This is a genomic window from Chelativorans xinjiangensis (assembly GCF_009812055.1).
GTDB lineage: Bacteria > Pseudomonadota > Alphaproteobacteria > Rhizobiales > Rhizobiaceae > Chelativorans > Chelativorans xinjiangense.
The window spans coordinates 1-15,174 of sequence record NZ_WQNH01000003.1 but is presented as its reverse complement, the minus strand read 5'-3'; the positions used below and the strand labels follow the sequence as shown (position 1 = coordinate 15,174).

9 protein-coding genes, 1 tRNA gene and 1 pseudogene are annotated in these 15,174 nt (G+C 63.8%); 6 read left to right on the top strand and 5 right to left on the bottom strand.

Going from position 1 to position 15,174, the window contains the following annotated elements; genetic code table 11:
* Positions 1–2 precede the first annotated feature (2 nt).
* Positions 3–872: pseudogene (gluQRS, locus tag GM910_RS03120) on the bottom strand (tRNA glutamyl-Q(34) synthetase GluQRS); the annotation flags it as partial.
* Positions 873–951: 79 nt separating this feature from the next.
* Here gluQRS and GM910_RS03115 point away from each other — a divergent pair.
* Entirely contained in the window at positions 952–1,596 is a 645-nt protein-coding gene (locus GM910_RS03115) for a DNA-3-methyladenine glycosylase family protein (RefSeq protein ID WP_159586057.1), read from the top strand.
* Between the two features lie 129 nt (positions 1,597–1,725).
* On the top strand, positions 1,726–2,283 hold the full coding sequence (locus GM910_RS03110) for an HNH endonuclease (RefSeq protein WP_159586056.1): 558 nt from the start codon (positions 1,726–1,728) through the stop codon (positions 2,281–2,283).
* Positions 2,284–2,344: 61 nt separating this feature from the next.
* Here GM910_RS03110 and GM910_RS03105 read toward each other — a convergent pair whose 3' ends face one another.
* Both GM910_RS03105 and GM910_RS03100 read right to left on the bottom strand, forming a co-directional pair.
* A complete protein-coding gene (locus tag GM910_RS03105; protein ID WP_159586055.1) occupies positions 2,345–2,848 on the bottom strand; it encodes a disulfide bond formation protein B in 504 nt (167 codons plus the stop codon).
* 7 nt (positions 2,849–2,855) lie between these two features.
* Positions 2,856–3,437 carry a YqaA family protein gene (locus GM910_RS03100; protein ID WP_159586054.1) on the bottom strand — a complete coding sequence of 194 codons (582 nt, stop codon included), beginning with the start codon at positions 3,435–3,437 and terminating at the stop codon, positions 2,856–2,858.
* 181 nt (positions 3,438–3,618) lie between these two features.
* Between GM910_RS03100 and GM910_RS03095 the strand changes: the two genes are divergently transcribed.
* A tRNA-Leu gene (locus tag GM910_RS03095) sits at positions 3,619–3,703 on the top strand.
* 441 nt (positions 3,704–4,144) lie between these two features.
* Entirely contained in the window at positions 4,145–8,074 is a 3,930-nt protein-coding gene (locus GM910_RS03090) for an autotransporter outer membrane beta-barrel domain-containing protein (protein WP_159586053.1), read from the top strand.
* A gap of 88 nt (positions 8,075–8,162) precedes the next feature.
* Here the strand turns inward: GM910_RS03090 and GM910_RS03085 are convergent, their stop codons facing one another.
* Positions 8,163–8,456 carry a hypothetical protein gene (locus tag GM910_RS03085; RefSeq protein ID WP_159586052.1) on the bottom strand — a complete coding sequence of 98 codons (294 nt, stop codon included), beginning with the start codon at positions 8,454–8,456 and terminating at the stop codon, positions 8,163–8,165.
* 379 nt (positions 8,457–8,835) lie between these two features.
* Between GM910_RS03085 and GM910_RS03080 the strand changes: the two genes are divergently transcribed.
* Positions 8,836–9,678: a helix-turn-helix domain-containing protein gene (locus GM910_RS03080; protein ID WP_159586051.1), complete on the top strand. Its 843-nt coding sequence runs from the start codon at positions 8,836–8,838 to the stop codon at positions 9,676–9,678.
* A gap of 173 nt (positions 9,679–9,851) precedes the next feature.
* Here GM910_RS03080 and GM910_RS03075 read toward each other — a convergent pair whose 3' ends face one another.
* Positions 9,852–10,064 (bottom strand): hypothetical protein, encoded by a 213-nt coding sequence (locus tag GM910_RS03075; protein WP_159586050.1) that lies wholly within the window; start codon positions 10,062–10,064, stop codon positions 9,852–9,854.
* A 75-nt stretch (positions 10,065–10,139) separates the two neighbouring features.
* Between GM910_RS03075 and GM910_RS03070 the strand changes: the two genes are divergently transcribed.
* Positions 10,140–15,174: DUF7507 domain-containing protein (locus GM910_RS03070; RefSeq protein ID WP_159586049.1), on the top strand; the 5,035-nt coding region annotated here is incomplete at its 3' end.

Sequence of the window (15,174 nt, the reverse complement as noted above, 5' to 3'; positions counted from 1 at the left end):
CAGCCCACCATCCGCGCGACATCCCCCGGCGTGGCACCGGCCGCGCGCAAAGCGGCGATCCCGGTGTCACCGCGACTCTTGGAGAGCTTGCGCCCGTCCTCGTCGAGGATGAGCGCGTGATGGTGATAGAATGGCACCGGCAGGCCAAGCAACTCCTGCAGCAGCCGATGAACCGCCGTCGCGTGAAAGAGGTCGCGCCCGCGCACCACGTGGGTGATGCCTTGCAATGCATCGTCCACCACCACCGACAGATGATAACTCGCCGGCATCTCCTTGCGGGCGATCACCACGTCGCCCCAGGCCTCCGGCCGCGCCGGCACGCTGCCCGTCGCGCCGTCGGGCCCGCTGCCGCTCTCGTCCCAGAAAAGCGGCCGGCCCCAATGCGCCATGGCTGCCTCCATGTCGAGCCGCCAGGCGAAGGGCTCTCCCCCCTCCATGCGCCGCCGCCGCTCGGACGCCGGCCGCTCCCTGTCGACGGGCGGGAAGAGCGGCGCTCCGTCGGGATCGCGCGGCCAGGGCGCACCGTCCGCCTCCGCATCGGCGATATAGGCGCGTGCTTCGCCCCGGCTCGTGAAGGAAGGGTAGACGATCTCCGCCTCGACAAGGCGCTCCAGCGCCTCGGCATAGTCGTCGAAATGCTCCGACTGGCGGCGCACGGGGGTCTCCCATTCGAGCCCCAGCCAGGCCAAGTCGCGGTAGATCTGTTCTTCCAACTCCGGCGTGCAACGGGTGATATCGATATCCTCGATGCGCAGGAGGAAACGGCCGCCTGCCTCGCGGGCCATGGCGAAGTTCAGGAGCGCCGAATAGGCGTGGCCCAGATGCAGGGCGCCGTTGGGGCTCGGGGCGAAGCGGAAGACAGGAGTTGTCATGAGCCGCGCAGGAAACGGATTGTGGTGGCCATCCCGGCATTGCTAGGCTTCGCCCGGAAAAACCGCAAGGACCAGGGACATGCAGCGCATCGAAACGCCGGAGGACATCGCCCGCGGGCTCGATGCGCTGGTCGCCGCCGATCGCCGGCTGGGCGCGGTGCGCGCGGCGGCGGGCACTGTTCCCTTGAGGCGCAGCCCGCCCGGCTTCCATAGCCTTGCCTCGGTCATCGTCTCCCAGCAGGTTTCAAGGGCCAGCGCCGACGCCATCTTCGGCCGGCTATGCCGCCTCATAGAGCCGCTGGCGCCGAAGCGTCTCCTGGCCGCCGGCGAGCCGGCGCTCGTGGAGGCCGGCCTCTCGCGCGCCAAGCAGCGGGCACTGGTAGCGCTCTCCACCGCGCTCGCCGGCGGCTCGCTGGACCTTGAAAGCCTCGGCGCGCTGCCCGCTGACGAGGCGATCGCGGCCATGACCGCGGTTCCCGGCATCGGCCCGTGGACGGCCCAGGTCTACCTTCTGGTGGCGGCCGGCCACGCCGATATCTTCCCCGCGGGCGACATCGCCCTGCAAAGCGCTGCGGCGCACGCGCTGGCGCTTGATTCGCGTCCGGACGGCAAGAATCTCGCCCTCATGGCCGAATCATGGAGCCCCTGGCGCTCCGTCGCGGCCCGGCTATTCTGGGCCTACTATCGCGAAATGAAGGGCCGGGAGGCCGCTCCGGCGGCGTGAAGTGCTTAAAAATCAGTGGCTTCGCGTATTTGCTGCATTGCGGCGGCGAATAACAGCTTCACATTCCTGTCATCACCTGCTTACAGTATCCGCACCGATCGATCTGCCTGGAGAAGGAGCTCAGGGAACGTGACGATCGCTGTATCGCCGGACGGCATGCCCGCTCTGGTGTTGAATGCGGACTATCGCCCGCTCAGCTATTACCCCCTGTCGCTGTGGTCGTGGCAGGACGCCATCAAGGCTGTGTTCCTCGACCGGGTGAACATCGTTGCCGAATACGAGCACGCGGTGTCCTCGCCTTCCTTCTCCATGAAGGTTCCCAGCGTCGTCAGCCTCAAGACCTATGTGAAGCCGTCGCGATATCCCGCCTTCACGCGCTTCAACGTGTTCCTGCGCGACCGCTTCCAATGCCAGTATTGCGGGGCAAGGGAGGACCTCACCTTCGACCACGTGGTGCCCCGCCGCTCCGGCGGCGTCACCTCGTGGGAGAACGTGGTCGCCGCCTGCTCGCCCTGCAACCTGAAGAAGGGCGGGCTGATGCCGGAAAGGGCGAAGATGTGGCCGCAACAGAAACCGTTCCGGCCGACGGTGCACGATCTGCATAACAATGGGCGGCTTTTCCCGCCCAATTATTTGCACGAAAGCTGGATGGACTTTCTCTACTGGGACGTCGAGCTGGAGCCGTAAGGGCGCTTTGTTTGTTTGCAATTCCGGACGGAAAACCGGTTTCCACTTTTCCTGGAATTGCTCAGCGCTTCAAGGCGCCACGCAGGGCCACTGCCGCCAGGATGGCGCTTGCCACCACGTTCCAGCCGGCGAAGGAGAGGCCCAGGAAGCGCCCTGCCGCCTGATCGCAGGCGGGCGGGACGACGGCGTTGAGCTGGTCGAGAAGGCTGCCGGAGCCGCTGGAGGGCGCGACCACGCCGCAGTCGGACGGGCCTTGCCACCAGCTCCATTCCACGCCCGCGTGGTAGACCCCTAGCCCCAGCCCCCACAGCATCAGGAGCCCGCCTGCCAGGAGCAGGCCGCGCGTAACGAGCGCCGGCCAGCGCATGGTGGCCGAGACGAGGGCCACCAGCATCAGGGGCACGCCGATGTAATAGGGCGTGCGCTGTTCCAGACACAGCTTGCAGGGAATGAAGCCGCCCAGATGCTCGAAGCCGAGCGCCGTGCCCACCGTCGCGGCCATGGCAAGCGCCAGGAAGCCGGAGGTGATGGTCTGCAGTCTGCCGGTGGGGGCGGTAAGGGTCATGTCAACCTCAGAAGACGTAGCGCACAGCCGCGAAGCCGCCGATGAGCAAAACCATGAACAGGGTGAAAAGAAGGCCGAGATTCTTTTCGATGAAGACACGGATCGGCGGGCCGAAATGATAGAGCAGCCAGGAGACGAGGAAGAAGCGCAGGCTGCGCCCGACGATGGAGACGGCGATGAAGACTGGCAGGTTCAGCCCCGTGGCGCCGGAGAAGATGGTCAGCACCTTATAGGGAAAGGGCGTGACGGCGGCGAAGAGGACGCCCCAGCCGCCCCAGCGGTTATACCATTCGGCGATGCGCTGGAACGCATCTTCCTGGCCGTAAAAACGCAGGATCGGCTCACCCAGGGTCTCGTAGAGAAAGGCGCCGATGGCATAGCCGAGCAGGGCGCCGGCCACCGAGGCGAGCGTGCAGATGAAGGCATAGCGCAGCCATTTCGTCCGCTCCGCCAGCACCATGGGGATGAGCAGCACGTCCGGCGGAATGGGAAAGACCGAGCTTTCGACGAAGGAAACGCCGGCCAGCCCTTTTTCCGCATGCCGCGTCGCCGCCAGCGACATGGTGAAGTCGTAAAGTCTGCGAAGCATGAAGCGTCCTTGGATAGCGCCGCCTTATCTAGCGAGCCGGGCGGAGCAGCGCAACGCTCCAACTGCCGCAGGCCAAACGGAAATGCCCATGCCCTTACGCGCGCCCCTCCTAACCACCGTTCTAACAGTTGACGTGACCGTGCTTGACCGTATAGTCCGCGCCTGCCCATATCGGGCATAGGCCCCTGTGGCGGAATTGGTAGACGCGACCGACTCAAAATCGGTTTCCGCAAGGAGTGCTGGTTCGAGTCCGGCCAGGGGCACCACGCTTCGCTTTTCGCGCTTTGGATACGCAGGCTTCCCGATTGGCCGCGCGGCCAAACGGAGAGGGCAGCCCGGAACCATAGAGCTGTTCGTTTCCATTTACCGTTATCCCCAAGTATAAACGCCGACGGGGGAAAACCGCGGATAAATCCATATGCTTATTTCAAGATAGCTGGAGCCGCACCTCAGGCTGGAGACGCGTGAGTTTCTTCCTGAGAGGCGTCAAGATGCATAAAGAGGCGTTAGGTTCTCTATTATTTTCCACGAATAGCAGTATAAGCTCCGGCGTTGAGGTTCCGATCCGCGGGAAAGGTGGGCGTAAAGTCGGGCAAAATCTTGCCAAGCGCTCACGGTTTCTGCTGGAATCAACGGCGCTGGCGCTGTGGCCCTTGAGTCGTTCGGGCGTGGCCTGCGCAATCGTAGCGGCTTCCGCTGCGGCACCGATGCAGGCGTACACGGCAGACTATTCCGTCTCGAACGAGGCGCAGCTGCGTGCCGCGATTGCCGCAGCCAACGCGAATGTCGATGCAACCGACACGATCACGCTCCTGAACGACATCGTGATTTCCGATCCAACGCCTTTCCCGGCGTTTGCCAACCCGGTGACCATCGATAGCGGGAGCTTCACACTCAAGGGGGCCGACTCCCTGGGCGGTGCCGACGGTGCAAGCCTGTCGTCCCTGGGCGGCTCGCTCATCATCGGCGGCGCATTCCAGGGGGGCAACGTCGACAGTACAACCAGCACCGATACCGGCGGCATCGGCCTTTCGATGACGAATGGCTCGGTCGACAATGGCGGGACCGTGACTGGCGGAACGGGCGGGAGGAACACCGGCCTCGATACGATTTCCGGTGCCGGCGGGGTCGGCATGTCGCTTACCGATGCGGACCTCGTCAACCGCGGCGCGATCGTCGGAGGCACCAGCGGCGATATCGACGCCGAAAACACAAGCAGTCCCACCATCGGTGTAGCGGTGGCAACCGGCGGGGCGGGGCTTGCCATGTCCGGCGGCTCGCTTAACAACCAGGGCACGATCACCGGCGGGCTCGGTGGCAGCGTCATCAACATACCGGCGGGGGGAGATAATCTCTTTGCCGGCGGAGGCGGTGTCGGCGCCTCGCTCACCGGCGGCAGTCACGTCAACAGCGGCACCATCATCGGCGGTCTGGGCGGTTTCGGCGCCAATGCGGGTAGTTCATCCCATGGCGCTGGTGGAGACGGCCTGCAAATCACCGACGCAACAATCACCAATGACGGAGATATCCTCGGGGCGGATGGACGCGCCGGGGGCGGTACAAACGATACCGGCGGTAGCGCAGGCGGTGCCGGCATCATCGCAACGAACAGCACGATCATCAATAACGACACCATCCGAGGCGGTGTTAGCGGCGCTGGCGGCTCCGGTGCGGGTATATACGGCACCGATCTGACGATCATCAACAAGGGCACAATCTCCACCGGAACCGGAGATGCGAACCAGATTGCCATCAATCTTGGGGGGGCAGCCAATGTGCTCGAGATGCACGGCGGATCCACGATCCTCGGCCGCGTTAATGCCTTGGGCGGCAGCGACACTCTCAGATTGGGCGGTGACACGGACGACAGCTTCAATGCTGGAGACATCGGCGGCACCTTCCCAAACCCGGTGCGCCAATTCAACCGCTTCGAGCACTACCAGAAGACCGGCGACAGCACCTGGACACTGTCGGGAACGACCAATGTCGTCACCCCCTGGCAACTGCTCGGCGGCATCCTGTCCGTGTCGAGCAACACGAACCTGGGCGGTGCGGCGGGCGGGCTCACCTTCGACGGCGGCATCCTGCAGGTGACGGGAACGGATTTCGCGGCGACAACCCGCGCGATCACCTGGGGCGCCGAGGGAGGCGGCTTCGACATCGCCGATCCGGATCACGTGTTCACCCTCGACCAGAGCCTAAGCGGCGGCGGCCCGCTGGAGAAGCTCGGCGCCGGCACACTGCTGCTGGTCGGCGAAAACACCTATACCGGGGGCACGACGATTTCGGCGGGCATTCTGCAGCTCGGCGATGGCGGCACGGCGGGTTCGATTGTGGGCGACGTGGCGAATGAAGGCACACTCGTCTTCAACCGCTCCGACAATGCGACCTTCGGCGGTGTGATCTCCGGCACAGGGACGGTGGAGCAGATCGGCGAGGGGACTACGATCCTCACCGGCGAAAACACCTACACCGGGGGCACCACGATCGCCGCCGGCACGCTGCAGCTTGGCGACGGCGGCACGTCGGGCTCGATCGTCGGCGACGTTGCGAATGAGGGCACGCTTGCCTTCAACCGCTCCGACAGCATGACTTTCGACGGTGTGATTTCCGGTGGCGGCACGGTGGATCAGATCGGCGAGGGGACCACGATCCTCACCGGTGAAAACACCTATACCGGGGGCACCACGATCGCCGCCGGCACGCTGCAGCTTGGCGACGGCGGCACATCGGGCTCGATTGTCGGCGATGTGGCGAATGAAGGCACGCTTGCCTTCAACCGCTCCGACAGCATTACCTTCGAAGGCGTGATCTCGGGCAGCGGTGCCGTCAGGCAGATCGGCACGGGAAAGACGATCCTTACCGCAGACAGCTCGGCCTTCGATGGTGCCACGTCGGTGGAGGAGGGCACGCTGCAGGTGGACGGCAGTCTCTGCGGCGCACTCGTGGTGGCTTCCGGCGGTCGGCTGCAGGGTACGGGCACCGTCTGTGATACCACCGGCCTTGCCGGCGGCACCATAGCCCCGGGAAACTTGATCGGCACGCTCACTGTGGATGGCAACTATACCGGTGATGGCGACATCCTGGAGATCGAAGTCATCCTGGGCGGCGACGATTCCCCGAGCGACCTGCTTGTGGTGACCGGCGATACTTTGGGCAGCACCAATGTCCAGGTTATCAATCTCGGCGGCACGGGCGCGCCGACGGTGGAGGGTATCAAGATCGTCGATGTCGACGGTGCGTCCAACGGCATTTTCAGCCTTCTCGGCGACTACGAGTTCGAAGGGCAGCAGGCCGTCGTCGGCGGGGCGTATCTCTATATGCTTCATCAGCACGGCGTCAGCTCACCCACCGACGGCGACTGGTATCTTCGTTCGAGCCTAGTCGAGCCGGAGCCCGAACCGGAGCCGGAGCCCGAACCGGAGCCGGAGCCCGAACCGGAGCCGGAGCCGGAGCCCGAGCCGGAGCCGGAGCCGGAGCCCGAGCCGGAGCCAGAACCGGAGCCGGAGCCGGAGCCGGAGCCAGAACCGGAGCCCGAGCCCGAACCGGAGCCCGAACCCGAACCCGAGCCCGAGCCCGAACCGGAGCCCGAACCTGAACCGGAGCCCGAGCCGGAACCAGAACCCGAACCCGAGCCGGAGCCCCACTATCAGGCCGGCGTGCCCCTCTATGAGGCCTATGCCGGTACGTTGCAGGCGCTCAACACGCCGGGCACGCATCAGCAGCGCGTCGGCAACCGCTCATGGGCAGGCGCGGGTGCGGCTCAGAACGGCACGAAGGCTGATCGCCTGATCGAAGGGAACGGGACCTGGGCGCGGGTTCAGGCCTCTCACGCCAACTACGAGCCGGCTTTTTCCACGAGCGGTACGGATTATGATCTGTCAACCGTGAAGCTGCAGGCCGGGGTTGACATTCCGCTGGTCGAGCGAGACCAGGGCGTGCTCATCGGCGGGATCACCGTCCACTACGGCTCGATTTCGGCCGATGTCGCTTCGTTGTACGGCAGCGGCACCATAAAGACCGCGGGCTATGGCGTGGGCGGCACGCTCACCTGGTACGGGGAAGACGGCTTTTATCTGGATGGGGTGGCGGAGGTCACCTGGTACGACAGCGACATCCACTCCAGTACAGCCCGTCGCACCCTGGCCAGCGGCAACAAAGGTTTCGGTTACGCCGTTGGGCTTGAGGGCGGCAAGCGCATCGCGCTCAATCGAGGCTGGTCGCTCACCCCGCAAGCCCAACTCGTCTACTCCTCTGTCGATTTCGACGATTTTGTCGATCCGTTCGGCGCCCACGTGTCCCTGGACCGAAGTGAGAGTGTCCTGGGGCGCTTGGGCCTCTCAGTGGACCATGAGAGGAGCTGGGAGGACCGGGCCGGGCAGAAGAGCCGGGCGCATTTCTACGGCATCGCCAATCTCATCCACGACTTTGCCGATGAGAGTCGGGTGGATGTTGCGGGAACCGGCTTCTCAAGCAGGAATCAGGCGCTGTGGGGCGAAATCGGGGTCGGCGGCTCGCTCAGTTTTGCCGACAATAAGTACGCCCTTTATGGTGAAGCACAGGCGAAAACCAGCCTCCGGGATTTCGGAGATAGTCTTGTCCTGAGCGGCACAGTGGGCTTCAAGATACGGTGGTAAAGGAGCCCGGCGGGCGCTCTGGGGGCGCTCGCCGACTTCCGCATCGGATGCAGAGAACCGGCAGCAAAGTGCGGGTGAAGACGGCGCCCTAACCCTTGCGGCGGGCGCGCCTGGTGGTCGCCGCGTTGTCCGGCAGATCGGCCCGCCGCTTAATCGGCAATGGAAAGGGGTCGGCTTGCCGGCGTTGCGGAGGCAGGAGAACACTCCATTCGTCATCAGGCGTGACCGCGCCCGTCTCGAGGAGTTGGACTATTTCGTCGGCCTCGTGCTCGGCCATCCCGTCATAGGGCTGCCCTGCGATCAAAACGACGCGGCCCGTCCTGACCTCATAGACCTCCCACAGGTCTTCGTCTTCGAGACGTTTATCGTATCTGTTCGCCATGAGTGTGCAATAAATAGAGCAGCTTTTGCCTGCGACAATGGCCATTTTGCGTGCAAAATGGTCTGCACCTCGAACGGGACGAGAACAAGGCGGCCGTGTTCGAGGCCTATATAGCGAGGTCGCAATCCCTCGGCCCCCTAGACAAAAGTGGTAGGCGCCGGACGCGGAAACCTAAGTAAACGCATGGGAACGCCGGCTTTCGGAGCCGTGTTTTAAGGTGTTGTTAAACGTGATCCGACCGCTCACGTTGTGATCGTCATCCAAATGCCCGAAGCTATACGGGAAACGTTGATTCGGGGTTGCGGCTGGCGATGCATGATGGACTTGGCGATTCGCGTCGCCGACTGCTTGGAACGGGTCGGCGCGCGGCAACCATCCCATGCTGACCTCTATTCCCGAAGACATCGGCCGACGGGCGACAACACTCAAGGGCAGCGTGGTTCACGCGATCCGCCCGCCTGGCGCGCAGATCGTCAAATCCCGCAACCATTTGGCAAAGATCCTGCTGACGCCTTCGCCGGGTATTCAAGTTTCCCGCGGCAGCGACGAGATGCGGTCGTTCGATGCTCCGGCGGGCATGATCAATGTCAGTCCCGCCGGTCTGGAAAGCAATGTGAGGTGGTCGTCCACCAAGGAGTATGTGGCGGTAGCCATCGAACCGGAATATTTGCTCGGGCTTGCCGCCCAGGAGTTCGGCATGGGCGATGTCGAGCTTCAGCCGCCGCCCTTCGGAACGGTCGATCCGCTGGCCCTCAATGTGGCGCAACTGTTGAAGGCGGAGTTGACGACGGGTGAGCCGCCGAACGAGCTCTATGTCGATTCCCTGCTCACCCTCTTCGGCATCCATCTTCTTCGCAATTATTCGAGCGGCAGCAAAACTCCAGTGAAGGTGAAGGGCGGGCTCTCCGCGGAAAGCGCCCGCCTGCTGCGGGAATACATGGCCGAAAACTTTGCCTCAAAGCTGTCGGTGCCCGAGCTTGCCGCCATCTGCGGTCTCTCTCCGAACTATTTCATCCACGCCTTCACCAGGACGTTCGGACAGCAGCCGCACAGATATCTCATCGGATTGCGCCTCGACTTTGCGGTGAAGCTTCTTGCCGAGACAGACCTGCCATACAATCAGGTCGCTTTCATGAGCGGCTTTTCGAGCCACAGCCATCTCACCTCCGCGATGAGCAAGTACAGGCAGAAGACGCCAGCGATGATTCGGACGAAAAAATAAAATTGTCAAAAAATAACGATGCGTTAAATAACCATCATTCTGATGGATATCGCATTCTTTTTGTTGCGCAATATTGAAAGCGCGATTCCTGCACTCGCCTGATCGCGTAGCATCCTGAAAATATGCCGTAGTATCTTGAAACGGGCGAAATTTCTGGGAACAAATCAGAAAAACTATGCTTCGTAGACCCGGTTGGAATTGTCCGGCAGCGGGTCGTGCCGAAGCTTTTGATGCAGCGCGTTGGATTTCGCGAGGGAAGCCAGCGCAAAGTTTCGGCAGTGCGACACAGGTCTGCGTGCTGACAGCGCGATCCTCCGTCGGGTGATGTCATTCGAGGGGGCCTTTGCATGCGGAATGCATTTTCGCTGCGCGATGTCGCGCGCCATCTTTTCATCCCCGGGGTTTTGGCCAGTCTACCCGCTGTGTTGACCGAGCGGACAGCCCGGCAAGAGCATGCATCGTTGTGGCGCAGTTCTTCCCGCTCCGCCGACACCGCGTCGCGCATAAGACTGGCCATACCGGCACTGCTGCTCATGGGGTGCGGTCTAAGGCACAACGTGCTGGCCGCCCTACTGATGATCGGCGCGGTTTTTTCCTCGAGCACTACCGCCCATGCCCAGGCCATCTGGGAGACCTCGCTGTTCCAGGACTTTGGACAGGGTGCCGAGCCGGTTGCCTCGAACCCCGATGCCTATCTGGCGCCGGGAACGTCGTCGAGCATGGTGGGCGAGTACTTTGTGCTCACAAACCCGTCCTTGGCTAACCCCGCATGGCAGGACGCCCCCGATCATACGACCGGCACCGGCTACATGGTCCTGTTCAACGCCGACTATCAGAGTCCTTATTATCTCATAAGCTCGCCCGTCGAAGTGCCTGGTGCGACATACCGGGTCAGCTACTGGGCGGCCAATGCCATCATTTACGACGGAGATCCCATCTACTCGGACGGGTATATCGGCCTCACCGTGGAGGATCAGCCCAGTGGGGGGACGATTTATGCGACGGGCCCGGACAACTCCGTTCCGTTGTCACGCGCCACGGGGCCGGGGCCTCTTCCGTGGGTGGAGAGAACCGTTTCCTTTCAATTGCCGGTCAACTACGCCGCAGACGCGATATATCTCAATTTCTTCAATACTTCCCCGCTGGTTCCTCAAGGGAATGATATTGTCGTTGACGATATCCGCGTCGAGATGGCGAGGGCCAGAATATCGGGGCAGATATACGTCGATAACAACGCGAACGGCGTTTTCGACGCGGGAGACGAAACGCTTTCTGGCCCCTTGCCTTACGTTGCGGTGGTCGACGCGAACAATGCTGTCATCGATTTCGTCCAGATCGCTGCCGATGGCACCTACCTGCTCCAGAACGCGGCATATTCCACATCGGATATCGGCCAGAAGGTCGTCCTGCTGAGCAGCGCGCCATCGCTTGGGCAGGTCGTTACGGCGGCCACCGTTCCTTCCGGCTATGGAGTGGTGAGCGAGACGCCCAATCCAACCTATGGCACGACGGGCGCTCAACCGCTTGACGGCATTCTGAACGTCATCCGCGCGGATTCTGCTACCGGAGATCATCCGGATTTCAACATTGGGCTGCTCGCGATGGCGGACCTCGCCATCACCAAGGACGATGGCGCAACGACGTTCACGCGCGGTTCCAACGTCATCTACACCATCGTCGTCAGCAATGACGGCCCGGCGGACGCCATCGGAGCTGCCGTCAACGATCCGCTGCCGACCGGCACTACAACGGCGAATTGGACCTGCGGCGGTGCCACGGGCGGGGCCATCTGCGGCGCGGCGAGCGGCACGGGCGCGATCAATACGACGGCGGACCTGCCGGCGGGCTCTTCGGTCACCTATACCCTGACGCTGACCGTGCCCGCAGGATATTCCGGCGTCCAACTGACCAATACCGCCACGGTCGCGGCGCCGGTCGGCGTCGGCGATCCAGACACGAGCAACAACACGGCAAGCGACACGAACGCGGTGTCGCCGCCGCAGCCGAGTTTCGGCGCGTGCGATGCGACCTTGTATCTGGGGCAGAACAATCCGACCGGCCTTTTCCAGTTCGATACGGCCTCCAATCCCTTCGTCGTCAATCCGGTCGGGCCGACATCGTCGGGCCAGTACAACGCGATCGCCATGCACCCAACCGATGGCTACATCTATGGGGTGCGGGCAACGACACCACCCATGCTGGTTCGTGTCGGCAGCGATGGCAGCGTGGTGGAACTCGGCACGATTTCGGGCCTGCCGGTGGCCAGCGTGTCCGGCGAGATAGGTCCGGACGGTACATACTATGTGGCGACGAGCACGACGCTCTATCGCGTCAATCTGGAGACGATGAGCGCGACTTCGGTCGCACTGAGCCAGAGTGTCGGCACCCTGGACATGGCGTGGCACAACGGTCTGCTTTACACGGCAGTCGACGGCACCGGCCTCTTCGCCATCAATCCGGCCAACGGAAACGTCACCGCCATCGGCCTTACGGGGGTTGCCGGTAATTTCGGCGGCATGTTCGGCGCCACCAACGGCGTCTTCGGCAGCAACAACAGCGGCGGCTTCTACCGGTTCGACCTGACGACGGGCGCGGCCACGCTGATCTCGGATCTGCAGGGCTCGGGCAGCAACGACGGTGCCAAATGCGTGACCACGGCGGTGGGCTTCCCGGCCGACCTCTCGATCACCAAGACTGACGGCAACACCGTCTACTCGCCGGGTACGGACGTCACCTACACCATCGTGGTCACCAATGACGGTCCGTTCGGCGTGCAGGGCGCAACGATCAGCGATCCGCTGCCGGCCGGCATCACCACGGCGAACTGGACCTGCGCGGCGGCCGCGGGCGCGGTTTGCGGCGCGGCGAGCGGCACGGGTGCGATCAACACCACGGCCAACATCCCGCTCGGCGGCACGGTGACCTACACGCTGACCATGAGCGTGCCCGCCGACTTCACCGGCGACCTTGTCAACACGGCCACCGTCACCAATCCGTCGGACGTGCCAGACCCGGATCCCAGCAGCAACACGTCGACCGACATCGATGAGCAGGGCATCCCCTCGATGACCATCGAGAAGACGGGCACGCTGAACGATCTCGACGGCGACGGGCTGATCGACCTCGGCGAGACCATCAACTACTCCTTCCTCGTCACCAACACCGGCAACGTGACGTTGACCGACGTCACGGTGAACGACCCGCTGCTCACGGTCGACCAGGTCCCGCAGACGCTGGCGCCGGGCGGAACCTTCACCTTCACCGCCACCTACACGCCGACGCAAGCCGACATCGACAACGGCTCGGTGGAGAACACCGCGACCGGCACCGGCACCGACCCTGGCGGCAACACCTATGAAAGCCCGCCGGACAGCGCGACGGTACCGCCGGACCAGGCGCCCGCGCTGACCATCGAGAAGACGGGCACGCTCAACGATCTCGACGGCGACGATCTGCTCGATCCGGGCGAGACGATCAGCTTCTCCTTCCTCGTCACCAACACCGGCACGGTGACGCAGGCGAACGTCACGGTGAACGACCCGATGGTCACCGTCGACCAGGGCCCACAGACCTTGGCACCGGGTGAGAGCTTCACCTTCACCGCCACCTATACCCCGACGCAGGCCGACATCGACAACGGCTCGGTCACCAACACGGCGAGCGGGACCGGCACCGACCCGAATGGCGGCACCACCGAAAGCCCGCCGGACACGGTGACGGTGCCGCCGGACCAGACTCCGGGCATGACCATCGAGAAGACCGGCACCCTGAACGACCTCGACGGCGACGGCCTGCTCGATCCGGGCGAGACGATCGGCTATTCCTTCCTCGTCCGCAACACCGGCAATGTCACCGTGACCAACGTCACGGTGAACGACCCGCTGGTCGCCGTCGATCAGGGGCCGCAGACGCTGGCGCCGGGCGGCAGCTTCACCTTCACCGCCACCTATACCCCGACGCAGGCCGACATCGACAACGGCTCGGTCACCAACACCGCGACCGGCACGGGCACTGACCCGAATGGCGGTACCACGGAAAGCCCGCCGGACACGGTGACGGTGCCGCCGGACCAGACTCCGGGCATGACCATCGAGAAGACGGGCACGTTCAACGATCTCGACGGCGACGGCCTGCTCGATCCGGGCGAGACGATCAGCTACTCTTTCCTGGTCACCAACACCGGCAACGTCACGATGACCGATGTGACGGTGAACGATCCGCTGGTGACGATCGACCAGGACCCGCAGACGCTGGCTCCCGGTGCCTCCTTCACCTTCACGGCGACCTATACGCCGACACAGGCCGACATCGACGCCGGCTCGGTGGAGAACACTGCGACCGGTACCGGCACCGATCCCAGCGGCAACACGACTGAAAGCCCGCCCGATACGGTGACGGTGCCGCCGGACCAGGCCTCCGGCATGACCATCGAGAAGACCGGCACGCTGAACGACACCAACGGCAACGGGCTTATCGATTTCGGCGAGACGATCAGCTACTCGTTCCTCGTCACAAACATCGGCAACGTGACGCTATCCGATGTGACGGTGAACGATCCGCTGCTGACGGTGGATCAGGATCCGCAGACGCTGGCTCCCGGCGCCTCCTTCACCTTCACGGCGGCCTATACGCCGACGCAGGCCGACATCGACGAAGGCTCGGTCGTCAACACGGCCACGGCCACCGCTACCGGCCCCGCCGGCACCCCCAGGGAAAGCCCGCCGGACACGGTGACGATCCCGCCGCTGCCGGCCAGCCTTCTGGCCGAGAAGACCGGCGCCTTCAACGATGTCGATAGTGACGGTCACGCGAGCATCGGCGACACGCTGACCTATACGGTCAAGGTGACCAATGATGGCGGACGGACCGTCACGAATGTCTGGCCGGTGGACGCCGGGCCGACATTCAACGGCAGGCCCGGCACCAACGCGCTGTCTCAATTCCAGCCGTCGGCGGTGACGCTTGCCCCCGGCGCCTCGCAGACCTTCACGGCGACCTATGTCCTCTCCCAAGGCGACATCGACAATGCCGCGGGGATCACCGACAGCGTCGAGAATTCGGCGACGGCCCGGGGAGAGGCAAACGGTGGCGAAGTTTCGTCCGATCCGTCAACGTCCACCATCACCACGCCGGCAGCCGTGGCGTCGGATGTGAGCATCGCCAAGATTGCCGGACTGCGCCAAATCCGGCGCGGCGAGAGAGCCCCGTTCACGATCCGGATCACCAACCACGCCAACCGCGATGTCGGGTCCATAACCGTAACGGATACTCTCCCATCGGGCTTCCGCTATGTCGATGGCTCGGCGACCGTGGACGGGGTGGCGGTAACGCCGGTCATCAACGGCCTGCGGGTGAGGTTCGAGAACATAGCGCTCGGTCCGAATGCCGAAGTGGCCATCCGCCTTCAAATGCTGGCCCTGAGCTCGGCGGGCCCTGGCGAGCATGTGAACCGGGCCAGGGTGACGGATGCGACGGGCACGGCGTTGGCGCCGGAGG